13 protein-coding genes are annotated in these 13,483 nt (G+C 34.0%); 3 read left to right on the forward strand and 10 right to left on the reverse strand.

All coding sequences use genetic code 11. From position 1 onward, the window contains the following. Positions 1-102 precede the first annotated feature (102 nt). A complete protein-coding gene (locus AAIE21_RS08750) occupies positions 103-747 on the forward strand; it encodes a hypothetical protein (RefSeq protein ID WP_343266402.1) in 645 nt (214 codons plus the stop codon). 126 nt (positions 748-873) lie between these two features. Here AAIE21_RS08750 and AAIE21_RS08755 read toward each other — a convergent pair whose 3' ends face one another. The 9 genes from AAIE21_RS08755 to rfbC form a co-directional block, all read right to left on the reverse strand. Continuing rightward, complete coding sequence (locus AAIE21_RS08755; RefSeq protein ID WP_343266403.1) at positions 874-1,962, reverse strand: CgeB family protein; 1,089 nt, start codon at positions 1,960-1,962, stop codon at positions 874-876. A 454-nt stretch (positions 1,963-2,416) separates the two neighbouring features. Continuing rightward, positions 2,417-3,112: a glycosyltransferase family protein gene (locus AAIE21_RS08760; protein ID WP_343266404.1), complete on the reverse strand. Its 696-nt coding sequence runs from the start codon at positions 3,110-3,112 to the stop codon at positions 2,417-2,419. A gap of 212 nt (positions 3,113-3,324) precedes the next feature. Beyond that, a complete protein-coding gene (locus tag AAIE21_RS08765) occupies positions 3,325-3,948 on the reverse strand; it encodes a cephalosporin hydroxylase family protein (RefSeq protein ID WP_336453963.1) in 624 nt (207 codons plus the stop codon). A gap of 185 nt (positions 3,949-4,133) precedes the next feature. Then, positions 4,134-4,904, reverse strand: coding sequence for a TylF/MycF family methyltransferase (locus AAIE21_RS08770; protein WP_343266405.1), 771 nt, complete (start codon positions 4,902-4,904; stop codon positions 4,134-4,136). A 508-nt stretch (positions 4,905-5,412) separates the two neighbouring features. Then, on the reverse strand, positions 5,413-6,396 hold the full coding sequence (locus tag AAIE21_RS08775) for a methyltransferase domain-containing protein (protein ID WP_343266406.1): 984 nt from the start codon (positions 6,394-6,396) through the stop codon (positions 5,413-5,415). A gap of 300 nt (positions 6,397-6,696) precedes the next feature. Continuing rightward, positions 6,697-7,365: a glycosyltransferase family protein gene (locus tag AAIE21_RS08780; RefSeq protein WP_343266407.1), complete on the reverse strand. Its 669-nt coding sequence runs from the start codon at positions 7,363-7,365 to the stop codon at positions 6,697-6,699. Between the two features lie 456 nt (positions 7,366-7,821). Then, on the reverse strand, positions 7,822-8,682 hold the full coding sequence (gene rfbD, locus AAIE21_RS08785) for a dTDP-4-dehydrorhamnose reductase (protein ID WP_343266408.1): 861 nt from the start codon (positions 8,680-8,682) through the stop codon (positions 7,822-7,824). Positions 8,683-8,697: 15 nt separating this feature from the next. Continuing rightward, entirely contained in the window at positions 8,698-9,675 is a 978-nt protein-coding gene (rfbB, locus tag AAIE21_RS08790) for a dTDP-glucose 4,6-dehydratase (protein ID WP_343266409.1), read from the reverse strand. Next, a complete protein-coding gene (gene rfbC / locus AAIE21_RS08795) occupies positions 9,672-10,238 on the reverse strand; it encodes a dTDP-4-dehydrorhamnose 3,5-epimerase (protein WP_343266410.1) in 567 nt (188 codons plus the stop codon). The genes rfbB and rfbC overlap by 4 nt, the downstream gene beginning before the upstream one ends. 679 nt (positions 10,239-10,917) lie before the next feature. Between rfbC and AAIE21_RS08800 the strand changes: the two genes are divergently transcribed. Both AAIE21_RS08800 and AAIE21_RS08805 read left to right on the forward strand, forming a co-directional pair. Beyond that, on the forward strand, positions 10,918-11,157 hold the full coding sequence (locus tag AAIE21_RS08800) for a CGEA protein (RefSeq protein WP_343266411.1): 240 nt from the start codon (positions 10,918-10,920) through the stop codon (positions 11,155-11,157). A gap of 28 nt (positions 11,158-11,185) precedes the next feature. Beyond that, a complete protein-coding gene (locus AAIE21_RS08805) occupies positions 11,186-12,151 on the forward strand; it encodes a CgeB family protein (RefSeq protein ID WP_343266412.1) in 966 nt (321 codons plus the stop codon). 533 nt (positions 12,152-12,684) lie between these two features. Here the strand turns inward: AAIE21_RS08805 and AAIE21_RS08810 are convergent. After that, positions 12,685-13,425 (reverse strand): sugar phosphate nucleotidyltransferase, encoded by a 741-nt coding sequence (locus AAIE21_RS08810; RefSeq protein WP_343266413.1) that lies wholly within the window; start codon positions 13,423-13,425, stop codon positions 12,685-12,687. Between the last annotated feature and the right edge of the window lie 58 nt (positions 13,426-13,483).

Genomic DNA, 13,483 nt, shown 5'->3' on the forward strand with positions numbered 1-13,483 from the left:
AGACATCTCCATCATTCACAAAAAAATAGGAATTTGTCCATTTCAACTTTATACCCATTTGCATTAAATATAATGTACTCTATAAGAAAAGAAGGTGAATATATGTTTAATCATTGTGGATCGAATCATCATGCTTTCCGGTCTCCGGATGCTGTTCCATGTCCTACTCCGGGACCTATCACTGTTCCTTTCCCTGGCCCTGCTGGTGACCAGAGTGCTTTTGCAGTCCAGGATGGTGTAATTCCTCAAGCAATTCTTGCGCTGGCTTTACTACCAGCAGGACCTGTCAGAACTGCTATCGCTTTTGACCGCTTATTACCCCCTCTTCCAAATGCAATTACTGTGATACCAGCAACTCCTACTCCTCCTGGACTCGCAGGAACACTCATTCCCCCTGCAGGTGCTTTTACTGCTGTAAGAGTAACTACAACCGGTATATTTGATATTACTGCTGGACTTTCAGTACTTGGTGCTGTTTTAGGGCTGCTTGGTGGAAATTTCACTGCTGAAGTAGTAAGGTTCCCAGGCGGAATCGGCACTGATACTCCGCAAACGATTGCTTCAATCCCTCTATCAGCAATTCTTAACATCGGTATTGTGGCTGCACCATTACTAAGAGGAACAATCCGCGTCCCTGATGTACCATTAAATGCTGGTGATGCAGTTCAAATTCAAATAATCCAAAATGCTACTGTTGTTGCAGCTTCAGTATTACTGGTCACTTATGCATTCTTAGAAATTGAATAACATTCACTCTCTAAAAAATAGCAATGTATAGAGAATCTTCTATACATTGCTTTCTCTTTTACTTCAAAATACAATATTTAACATTTACATAAATGTCCTCACCTATAATGTTTCTCTGTATCAACTCTATCTACTATCATTCCCATTTAGTTCTTTTTCAGGAAAAACTATGCCCAGTAATTCTAAGATTCTATGTGAAAAAGTGTGCTCATTTTGAACTCTGTTTAAAGCTCTTGAGGCTATCATTGTTCTTTCCTGTTCGTTGTTTAAATAATACTCTATCTTTTCTATAAGTTCCTGTGATGTATGATATGTGTCAATATCATAGCCCGGTCTATAAAACTTGCTTAAGTCTGATCGAATATCGGTTAGTTGAAAAGCACCGCAAGCAGATATTTCAAATGTTCGAGGATTTAGAGATAAAGCTTCTATCTTTTCGCTATTTTTATTAATAGTCGGGTCATCATGTGAACGATGTAGGTTGAGCACAATTTTCGCTCCATTGTAGTAGCTCGCGGTTTCTTCAGGAGACAGCCAATTATTTGCATTGATTCTTTGCTGCAGCAAATGATAATTCTGTAAACTGTTCCATCCGACGCCAGAAATTAGCGTGTTTTTACTTACCAAATAGTCGGCAATTTCATCAAAAAATGTTACACGATTTGAAAATGCAACCCCAATAAACAAAATATCTGTTTTATATTTTTCATCAACATCTTTCGGATGAAATACGTTAGTGTCTGCAGCAAGCGGCAGATGATAAACATTTTGACAACCTATTAATCTATAAAAAGAAATACAATTGATTTCTTGTGTAAAAACAAAATCGTAATTAGGCGCGATTTTTTTGCTTTGATCTATAACATACGGATCATCTGTCATCCAGACGGCTGTTTTTATACCAACGTTCTTCAGCATTTCTACTTGAGAAAAAGGCAGCTTAAATCCACTAAAAACAAGTACAAAATCTGGTTTTATTTTTTGTGCAACCCGCACTATATCCTGCTTTGGTGATACTACATGTAATTCCCGTACAGCCATTTTTAGACTATCGATAATTCCTCTTTCTAATGGCCAATATGGGACATCATATTCAGAGGATACAAATATGATGATGAGGTTTTTTAAATTTTTTTGTGAAATCGGATTGGAATTATTTTGAGAAGAATTTAGAGGATGATCATAAAAATTCCGATATCCATACTCTTCTTTCATGATACTTTGATACACTCCTTCCTTAGATCATAATTATTATAAAGTGCAACTTTAATCAGCCCTCACCTATCCTTCTTGTTTCTCTCTGAACTTGAGGTGGAGCCTTGCTACCCGTTGATGCGGGATACAAGCAAATATTTTTCACTTCAAACTAATAGAATAATTCCAGTTACAAAATAATCGAAACTACTACTTCCTATAATTACATATAAATACTTCATAGCTTTCTCTCAAAAAATACCCCCTTAATACCCTAAAGTTCTTCTCTATAAAAATAAGGTAGAATAATTACTATTCTACCTATTTGCCAAAAATAATTTATATTTATAAATCGTTTTCTTCTACTCATTATTTATATCTTTATAATCTAGAAAACCTGTATTCTTCTTAAACCATATTACTTGTTCATAAATACCGTTAGAAATATCTTCATCGTAGCAGGCGATTCACCAAACTATACATTCCAAAATAAACGCCACTGATTATTTTTAATATCATTACTATAACTCTGAAGAAAGATGTTTCTATTTTCTTCGTATCCTTCTATACTTATAATTCCACAGTCATGAAGACACCAAGGAATTACTTGTTTAACAACGCCTACTTCATATCCTGCTTTAACAAATTCTAAGCTTTGGGAAATATCATAAAAATGCCAACCTTGAAATATATCTTCTCTCCATGGGAGGTCGTACTGAGTAAACATGATGAAACCATCGACAGCTAACACTCTTTCATAGTCATTCTTTACAGTATGAAACCATAACAACTGTATTATTTCCTTGGTAGGCGCTTGATATAACCCTCCATACGTAAATCTACGTGGCCATCCAGAAAGACTCGGTATTCCTTTTGCCCCTAATACTCCAGCTACACCTAATTTGGGATTCTTTTTAAATAATGCAATGATATCGTATAGAAAGTCTTCATGTAAAATATAAGTATCCTGATGAATATATACCTTATACTTCGCATCACTTTTTTTCATTGCCTCATTATATCCAGATGTAAGACTAACTGCATTTTCGATAGCTATTGTATCTATTTCATAACCATCAGGAATCTTAAGGGATCGAATATACTGTAAAGCCGTATTGTACTCATCATAATTATTCACACAAGATATGAAACACACTTTTTTATTATTCATCAATTTGTCCCCTATTAGTTAAAAATTATAGTTACCTTTTCTTCATATTTTTAAGTCCTCCTTTTTAAAATATGCACTAACCTCCATTCGGTTAATTAAAAACGTGTGATTTCCATATCAGTTTATATGCATCCTCTCACTCTGACTTAAATGAAAGTCCTTTCTCTGCAGTAAAAAACTTGCAAACAGTTCAATTTAAGATACTACATTCCTCATCTCACCTTGTATAAAAATCCTTTAGGGTGGAAGGTTACAAAGAATTTATGCTTACTTTCATCTATGACAAACTCATTATTCTCCCTCAAAAATTCCTCTAGTGCTTCCATCGGCCCTGGTCCCCAATGCGGTAATACAGGATGACCATTTATATTTGTATCCTCAACAACTAAATAACTTCCTGTTGTAACAAATTTACTATATAATCTTAATTCATCAAGCACATGATTTTTACTGTGATCGGAGTCTAAAATCGCCATTACTACATCTCCGGGATTAATCATACTTTTGACTTTGTCTATCGCTTCAGGGGATGTTGAAGATGCTTGCAAATAAGTTAATCGTGGATGAGTAGGAAGATTAGGCTGAGGTGCTATATCAATGGAAATAATTTTCCCTTTTTGAACTAAATCCAGCATTGATGAAAAAAATAACGCACTTCCTCCACTGTGTGTCCCGCATTCAATAATAAGATCGGGCTTAATTCCATATATCATTTCCTGATATAAAAATAAATCTGAAGGCAATTTTTGAATCGGAACTCCTAGCCATCTCGTGCTCGTATCCCATACTAAGCTATTATAATAATGTTTGTGAAATTCTTCGATAAAGTTATACATATCGAACACCTCTCATCTACATTTTCGTTTTATTCTATAAAATATCCTAAGGATATAATATGTTTAAATGGTGGATTACACGCCATAAAAATCTAAACATCCAGAAAATTAATCTATAAAAACTAAGAATACATTCATAACGAATAAAGTAAAAAAATGGTGGGAAGAATCAACATCAAAAAGAATTAATCTTTTAATTTTCGCCAGTATACGGCATGATTGTCAATTCGAATAAGAGGCTCCGTAATATTGCGTTCTCTACGAAAATCCGTAACTGCTGGTTCACAAGTAGGCAACGCATAATCATCAATGATAATAAAACCACCCTTTGATACCTTATCATATAAATTTGTCAAGCTATCCATTGTAGATTCATAAAGATCACCATCCAATCGTAAAATTGCTAATTTATCAATTGGAGCAATAGGTAATGTATCCTTAAACCACCCTTGTAGAAATCGAACATTCCCATCAAGCAAGTCATACTTTTGAAAATTCCCCTGTACTTGCTCTAAGGATACACGTAAATAATCAAACGTATGAAATCCTGCACCTTTATCTCTCGGATACTTTATTTCATTTGGAGCTGGCAAGCCTTGAAACGAGTCCGCTAGCCATACTTTGCGGTCTTCAATTCCATGAACCTTTAAAAAACCACACATAAAGATACAGGCTCCTCCTCGCCACACACCAGTTTCAATAAAATCTCCTTCTATATTTTCATTCAGAACCGTTTCCATACACATCTGTAAATTATCCATACGCATACGTCCGACCATACTGTGAGCAAATTTCGGCCAGATTTCTCCCATTCTCTTTTTTTCGGGATCTGCAGGCATTTCTCGTTTAACAAACCACCCAACAAGAAGGTCTTGTTCATGCTCTTGCCAAATCTCAAACAAAATCGCCTTTTTTAGTAACTCAATATACATTTCTTTCCCGCGGTCTGTATACATAATCTCCTCCCCTTCATACGATATTGATATATCTTTGTTTTCATAATTATATAATCCGTCATTCAAAGTTCCTTGTTATTACAATGCTACTTTATCAACAAAAACACTCAATGAACATATTCACCCCAGACCACTTCCAATATATTCATAAAAAAATAAATAATTACTTTTACTTCCACACAATTTATAGCTATCACCAAAACTGTTAATACGGTTTAAAGTAAATTATAAAACCCATAAATTACATTTTAAGTAAAAATCCAACATGATATCCAACATTGTTATTAAAATTTCCCTTCATCTCTCTTTTTTCATCTTTCTATTTTTATCACAATAGATATCCTTTCGCTGTAAACTATGGTAATAGGTCATCCATTTCCAAATAGATAATCAATAAAAAAAAATATAAATATCATCCTTATTTAGTACAGCTAAATATTCTATTTACACCTTAATGCTCGACTACACATTGTTTCATTAAAATATATGAAGGGAATATGAAATCAATCTATTTTTTTCTTAATACAGTAATGATTTCTGCTGTGTTTTTTTCATATTTTTCAATATTAAAACTATTATTCAAATATACTGTCGTTTTAACTAAAAATTCATAAAAACTATAGCAATCCCATACATGGAAATGGATGTTTAATTCCTTTGTCATATATTCATTTGCTTCACTTATGATTTCTTCTTCAGGTACTTTATTAACAAGTTTAGCCCACTCAAGATAATGATTATATCTAGAGGTTTCCGGCCCCTGCAGATGATCTTGCACACAGTGTTCAAACGACGTTAATTCACGATCCTTATCAAAGCAAGATCGTTTATCAGGAATTACTAAATAAACCACTCCACCAACCTTTAACTTTTGCATAATGTTCTTAATTGTTCCAATCGGATCTTCGCAATGTTCTAACATATGATTACATATGATAAAATCTAACGAGTTGTCGTCTATTGTGGTTAATTTTTCTCCATCATCAATAATATCTACCATTACAAGATCATAATTATTTAACTCCGGATAATACTTACGTAAACTTTCTTTATCCATTCTATCGACATATTTGAGAGATTGGATGCCACCTAAACCTCTTACTGGTAATGGACTATGCAGCGCACCTATCTCAATACCTATTCCGTGTAAACAATCCCTTGCAACTTCAATACGTTGTTTTGTAAAAACATCATACTCTAATACTTTAGGACTTCCCATTACATGCATATTCGTTCCTGAAATTTTCACACTAATTACATGATCTTTACCATCTTTTAAATACCACGGAACTGGGTATAGAAAAGCATGATGGCCGTTTCCCTTTCCAAGTACTAATAAATCTTCACGGAATTGATCAGCAGGTACTGTTGCAATTAGTTGATCAAAATCATATATATCAAAATTTATAACTTGATCGTCTCTATCTTTATTCATTCCCCATCCTAGAAGCATATGGTGATTACAAACATCAAAGAATCCTTCAAAGTTCAAAATAAGCTACCTCCTATTTGAATTTAAATTTCTCTCTAGTTGATAAACTTATTTATTTTTCGAAAAATCAAAATTTATACGCGATTTTCCATGCTTTATAAGATGCGATATAATGCATTGTTTTAAATCCAATAATCTATTACTTTTCCCTGTAAAATTATCAAATAAACTATCCTAGTGACATTTGACAGTTATATCTAATAACATAGTAAATAAGCTATCCTTCACTGTGTAAGTTAAAACGTTACTTATCAATGTCGAGTTCTTATGAAACTATTACAAGGCTCATAACAATTGTTTTTAAAAAACATATTCAGGATAATTTTGAACAACGATATTCCTATTTTCCTCATAACCAGTAAAATCTAGAGGACCGGAATCATGAAAACACCAAGGACTAATTTGTTTCGCAACCCCTACCTCATATCCAGCCTTTGCAAACTCAAAACTATGGGAAATATCATAAAAATGCCACCCCTGAAATAAATCGTCTCTCCATCTAAGATCATACTGAGTAATCATTATTAGACCATCGATAGCCCTCACTTGCTCATAATCATTCATTACTTTACGATGCGCCAATAACTCTAAGTTACCTCTTCCTTTAGAACCATCATATACATCTCCGTATACTTCTGAACTCCCCCACCATAATCCATTTGGGGCTGTTTTTCCCCCTACTGCTCCAAGCATTCCTAGTTTAGGATAGTTCTCAAACAATCTAATTACATCATATATAAATTGCTCGTTCAGAATATAAACATCCTGATGAAGATAAACTTTATATTTCGCATCAATTTTTCTCATTGCTTCATTATATCCAGATGTAAGACTAGTAGCATTTTCGATAGCTACGGTTTCAATCTCATAACCATGAGGAACCTTCAAAGAATCAATATGGCGTAACGCTATCTTGTACTGTTCAAAATCATTAACACAAGATATAAAGCTTATTTTTTTACTATTCATCTAATCTTCTCCTATAAATTCAGAATTCGATTTATTTTCCATGCTGATTTTTTGCACATCTTTAAATCTTTTCTTTAAATTATGCGCCCCGCTTCTTTTGGTTATCAAAATGTTAAATTTCTTTATAATATATGAATTATATCTATAATAATGGAATTCACATGGATATTTATCTTTACCAACAAGATAATATTAAAGATCCGTTCCCTTCCCCGTTTTCACCATGTCATATACGTTTTACTACAGACATTCACCAACACTAGCGTACATGAAAATTAGATTTGTTAGGGATAGAGTAATTCCCCCTGTGATGTTTCATTAAATAGCTAAGTCTATCGCGATCATATCTTTCCTTTTACATTGAGAAGACCTATTGTCCTTCGCTCTTAAAACTACCATTAGAAGTTAGCATTATTTTTCGTGCAGCATACTTTGGGAACTAAGCAAATAAGAACTTTACAGTCTACCCGTTACCCTTTCTTTCAAATATTCCTCCAGCCCTTCTTGCCAAGGTTTCATTAAATTGAGTCTATTCAATCGCAGCGCACAAGGATTTAAAACCGAATAAGCAGGACGTGGAGCCCCCGCGCCAAATCCCTTCGTAGAAATAGGTGTTGTATTAACGCTTATATCACTTAAAGAAAATATCTCTCTAGCAAACTCATACCATGTACAAGCCCCAGCATTGGATGCATGATACGTTCCATATAGTTCTGTCTCCATCAATTCTTTCACACATTGCACTAAATCTTTTACATGTGTTGGAGATCCTGTTTGGTCATTCACTACTTTAATTCCAAGTTGAGATTTTGCCAGCTTCAACATCGTTTCAACAAAGTTATTTCCATACTTGCCGTAAAGCCAAGAAGTACGCACAATAAAATGGTGTGAATGAAAGTTCTTAACAAAGCTTTCTCCTGCATATTTTGAGGCTCCATACACGTTTATCGGATTAGGAGTATCAAACTCATCATAGCCAGTATCTTTTTTTCCATCGAATACATAATCCGAGCTAATATAGACAAGTTTAGCTGACATCTTCTCTGCTACTACAGCAACATTTCTTGTTCCAAAAGCATTTACAAGAAATGCTTTCTCTCTTTCAGTTTCAGCTAAATCTACCTTTGTGTATGCAGCACAATGAATAATAATGTTAGGATTTATTTTTCTTAAAATGAGATCAACTTTTGAAAAATCCGTTATATCCATATCTTCTCGGCTTAAAGCACAAACCCGATAACCTAAACCATGTAAATCTTCAGCAAACTGTCTGCCTAATTGCCCATTCGCCCCAGTAATCGCGATTACTTTCTTCATAACTCTCTCCCTCTACTAAGATGTACCGTATTTTAGAGGCTTCCACCAGGTTTCATTCCGTTTATACCATTGAATAACCTCCTGAAGGCCCGCTTCAAATGTATATACTGGCTTCCATCCAAGCTCTTTTTTAATCTTTTCAGCATCAATAGCGTAGCGCCAATCATGTCCTAGCCGATCCTTTACAAATGTAATTTGATCTTTAGAGGCGCCTAGCTGTTCAACAATGAGCTCTACAATTTCAATGTTGCGCTTCTCATTATTTCCGCCAATACTATATACTTCTCCTTTTTCCCCTTTATGCAGCACTAAATCAATAGCAGTACAATGATCGTATACATGAAGCCAATCTCGAATATTTCTACCCGTTCCGTATACAGGCAAAGGTTTATTCTCCAAGGCATTTGTAATCATCAGAGGAATCAACTTTTCTGGATATTGATAAGGACCATAATTGTTAGAACAACGGGTAATATTGACATGCAAACCATACGTTTTACAGTATGCCAATGCGATTAAATCCGCACTTGCTTTACTAGAGGAGTAAGGACTGTTAGGATTCAATGGCGTATCCTCTACAAAGAATCCAGTTTCCCCCAGTGAACCGTATACTTCATCAGTAGAGATTTGAATAAATTTTTCAATTTGATTTGCAAGAGCAACTTCTAACAATGTTGTTGTTCCTAATATATTTGTAGAATAAAAGATTTGTGGATTTTCAATACTGCGGTCAACATGTGATTCTGCGGCAAAGTTAATAATACTGTTAATTTCGTATTGATCTATTACATGATAAAGCAATTCTTTATTTTGAATATCTCCTTTAATAAACCCGTAATTCTTTTTTCCTTCTATCTCTTCTAAATTCAATAAATTTCCGCAATAAGTCAATGCATCGTAATTAATAATTTTATAGTGCGGATATTTCTGTACTAAAAATCTTATAAAATTACTGCCAATAAAACCGGCTCCGCCTGTTACTAAAATGTTCATGTGCGTTTCTCCCTAAAATGAAAATTATGATTACCATCTTGTAAAGACGGCAATTCCTGGTCTTTGTCGGACAAAATCGGGTATTTAACCGGCCAATCAATTTGCAATTCTTCATCATTCCAGCGTATTCCGCTATCATATTGGAAATCGTAATGTTCATCGACCTTATACAAGACAATTGTATTAGGGACTAATGTACAAAATCCATGTGCATATCCTTTTGGCACAAGTAATTGTCGATGATTATATTCACTTAATATAAATCCTTGCCATTTCTTATATGTGGGGGATTCTTTTCGCAAGTCTACGATAACATCAAATATAACTCCTTTCATCACTTGTATGAGCTTCGTTTGAGCTTTAGGATTTGTTTGAAAATGCAATCCTCTTATTGTTCCTGCTTCCACCGATTTTGATATATTGTCCTGAATAAATTGATATGGCACTTGTAATTGCTCAAAAACTTTTTTATTATAGCTTTCTTTAAAAAACCCCCTATGATCCTTATATACGTCCGGCTCTACAATGTGTACATTCTCGAATAAAGTTTCAATTACGTTCATTTCCGCCATCACCTCCATTATTCAGGTTTTTCATCAAATTCCTTTCCGAATTGGATTTCTTTTGAGAGTACATTGCTACGCCAAAGAGGATTATAAGCCTCTCCGTCACTTCATCACCCCCGAATACATATATAGGTCAGTATTCCTCGTTATTTTAATAGGTTATTTCTAATGGACCAACAGAAAGTAAATGATTACTTATTACTTTTGTCATGGGATATAGACTTGATCCTGTACCCTCAAAGTAAGAATCACTCCTCTTCTTGTACAATGCAGCTTTAATTCGGTCATTACTACCCATGAATAGCAGAATAAACTTACCTCTTTACTTATTTTACTTTTTAAACATGATATATATGCTGTTTATAACCACACGGTACTAGCTGAATCCTGTACAATTTTAATTTCTTCTTTACTTTATTACTGATTCAAAAGTGAAATGAAACGTCCGGTACTAAGCCTCATCTAAACTTGATACATACATAAAATGGATTCCTAATTTCCCCAGTCTGTTACACGATTTTTAAATATATGAAATTTATTAATCAAAAATGGATATTGAAATTGTTATAAAGGGTGTATTTATCGGACATTCTCTGCACAAAATCTATCTATTTACATATATTATAAGTGTTATTAAATATCAACTTAATTGATAAAAAGGAAGGAGCATTTGTCTATGGTTCTATTACTATGTAAAAGTAGCATCTGTCGCCAATTCTCCAACATACCACTCGGAACTATAATAACGGTCGTAGGTAAATCAGGTTTTGTTTATGGACCAGCCAAACTTATAGACTTTAATAACTGGACTGGCATAGTCACATTAGAAGAAGAAGATTTACCATCTCCAAGTGTGACGAACATTATAAAAATTAGTTGTAATAATGTTGAAAGCATCATAACAACAGAAGAATAGAAATCATTGCTACAATTGGTGATATATAATGAAGTTACTGTATATTTCTTCTGGTTATCACGGTATTTACGATTATTTAGATCACAGTATAAAAGCGGGGCTAAACGATAATGGTTGTGAATGGATCTCCTTTCATCCATTAGAACCTATAGAAAAGCTGCAATCTATTGTTGCCACGTTTCAACCACAGGTGGTTCTAAGTATATTAGGAGACTATCTTTCTGTACAAGCTATTCAATACTTTAAAGAAAATGGTATTAAACTAGCATGTTGGATGACTGAGGACCCTTATTATTTTGATAAGACTTATCAAATGATTAATAGATTTGATTATATCTTTACCATTGATACGGGGTCTTTAAAACACTATCAATTAGTCCATCCAAATGCCTATCATTTACCGTTAGGAACAGATTCTACAACTTTTAGACCTCTACTAGTGGGACACGCATACAAAAGCGATTTACTCCTTGTAGGATATCCATATCCCACAAGGATAAATCTCATCCATTTTCTCTTAAAAAATACAAACTATCACATTTGCCTAGTTGGAAAAGGATGGCGTAATAGACTACAAAAACTGTGGAGAAACAACCCCAGAGTTTTGATTAAAGATACATGGATGAATCCCAAAGCGGTTTCTTATTTTTACAACGGGGCCAGCATTGTATTAAATCCTCATCGAAGCCACAGTTTCTTGCATAATCAAAACACATTTGGAATTATTAGCGAAAGTATTAATAACCGAACGTTTGATATTGCGGCATGTGGAGCTTTTCAACTAATAGAGGAAAAACCTAATCTTCGTTCTTTCTTTACTGAAGAAGAAATGGTATCTTACCGGGATTATGAAGATTGTCTATGTAAAGTGGTTACCTATATGAATAATAAAGAAAAGAGGCAGGTTATTGCTCAAAAGGCTCAAAAACGAGTGATAAAGCAGCATACATTTGGTCAAAGAATAAAAGAAATGATGAATATTATTCAATCATAAAAATCGTATTCTATCACAAACATAATTTATCTAAAAAATAAAGTGAAACTTCCATCAGTGGAGTTCTTCTTCATCCCCCACTGATGGAAAGCCCTCATCAATCGGGCTTTTGCGGAATAAAATCTTAATAGCCATTCATTATGTTCCAAATAACTTATGTTTGAACTTAATCTTATTTGCAGCAAATTTTACTTTTCAAATTTGAACAAGAAAAAACATCGATATGATAACCGATGTTTTTTCTTGTTATAAAGCATTTCCTTACTCCGTCTTTCCAGGAACATACAGATGGGAAATTTCAGAAACAAAAAAGATGTTCCACAACGAAACTCACTCGTAGAAATCGAAAAAAGGTTGAATGTTATGTTGTTTCACTAAAAATTTCTTTTGCAGCTCCATATCTTGTTCGTTTCCACAAAGTCTATCTTTGTATAAATAATACAATGGATAACAATATCAAAATTTATTTCCTATGGAATAGCTATCACTTCAGCGATAGCTGCAATATGCATTTCTTTTTTATCTCCAACCTCTTAAAGAGTACTATCAAATCCATTCCCAAAATATAAATCTTTTGCCAGCGTATTTGCCCTATAGAGAGAATCATGAGTTCCAGCGTCAGTCCACCAACCCTCTAATACATCATAAGTTAAGGTACCTCTTTTAATATATTCATTGTTCAAGTCCGTTATTTCCAATTCTCCGCGGTTAGATGGACTTAACTTTTTGACCATCTTAAATACATCTGCATCATACATATAAATTCCTGTTACTGCATAAGGACTTTTCGGCTCCTTTGGCTTTTCCTCTATCTTTATAATATAATCATCCTGTATTTCAGGAACTCCGAATCTTTTAGGATCATCAACTTCCTTCAAAAGAATTTTCGCTCCTTCTTTTTGCTCCTGATACCCTTTTACATAATGAAATAATGTATCAGAAAATATATTATCACCTAGAATGACAACCATTCTATCATTACTGATAAATGTCTCACACAACCCTAAAGCTTGTGCAATTCCCCCTGCTTTTTCTTGTACTCTGTACGTAAATGAAACTCCAAAATCCGTTCCGCTCCCTAAGAAATTAACTACATTTCCCATATGTTCTTTTCCTGTTACGATAATAATGTCTGTAATCCCACATTCTTTTAACTTAAAAACCGAGTGATAAATCATTGGATAACGTCCTACAGGCAGCAAGTGCTTATTAGTCACCCTAGTAATAGGGTATAATCGTGACCCTGTACCTCCAGCTAAAATAATTCCTTTCATAAGGTTGCCCCTTTCCTCTATAAAAATCTAAAACGTAGCCTGATGTTTTAAGTAAGAG

The organism is Paenibacillus sp. 102 (assembly GCF_039549175.1).
Lineage (GTDB): Bacteria > Bacillota > Bacilli > Bacillales > Bacillaceae_G > Bacillus_A.

What these genes read in the sequence shown, in the direction of transcription:
- AAIE21_RS08760 (WP_343266404.1), bottom strand. Translation starts at nt 3,112, where the DNA reads ATGAATAATAAAAAAGTGTGTTTCATATCTTGTGTGAATAATTATGAT.
- AAIE21_RS08800 (WP_343266411.1), top strand. Translation starts at nt 10,918, where the DNA reads ATGGTTCTATTACTATGTAAAAGTAGCATCTGTCGCCAATTCTCCAAC.
- AAIE21_RS08750 (WP_343266402.1), top strand. Translation starts at nt 103, where the DNA reads ATGTTTAATCATTGTGGATCGAATCATCATGCTTTCCGGTCTCCGGAT.
- AAIE21_RS08810 (WP_343266413.1), bottom strand. Translation starts at nt 13,425, where the DNA reads ATGAAAGGAATTATTTTAGCTGGAGGTACAGGGTCACGATTATACCCT.
- AAIE21_RS08770 (WP_343266405.1), bottom strand. Translation starts at nt 4,904, where the DNA reads ATGTATACAGACCGCGGGAAAGAAATGTATATTGAGTTACTAAAAAAG.
- rfbB (WP_343266409.1), bottom strand. Translation starts at nt 9,675, where the DNA reads ATGAACATTTTAGTAACAGGCGGAGCCGGTTTTATTGGCAGTAATTTT.
- AAIE21_RS08780 (WP_343266407.1), bottom strand. Translation starts at nt 7,365, where the DNA reads ATGAATAGTAAAAAAATAAGCTTTATATCTTGTGTTAATGATTTTGAA.
- AAIE21_RS08765 (WP_336453963.1), bottom strand. Translation starts at nt 3,948, where the DNA reads ATGTATAACTTTATCGAAGAATTTCACAAACATTATTATAATAGCTTA.
- rfbC (WP_343266410.1), bottom strand. Translation starts at nt 10,238, where the DNA reads ATGAACGTAATTGAAACTTTATTCGAGAATGTACACATTGTAGAGCCG.
- AAIE21_RS08755 (WP_343266403.1), bottom strand. Translation starts at nt 1,962, where the DNA reads ATGAAAGAAGAGTATGGATATCGGAATTTTTATGATCATCCTCTAAAT.
- AAIE21_RS08805 (WP_343266412.1), top strand. Translation starts at nt 11,186, where the DNA reads ATGAAGTTACTGTATATTTCTTCTGGTTATCACGGTATTTACGATTAT.
- rfbD (WP_343266408.1), bottom strand. Translation starts at nt 8,682, where the DNA reads ATGAAGAAAGTAATCGCGATTACTGGGGCGAATGGGCAATTAGGCAGA.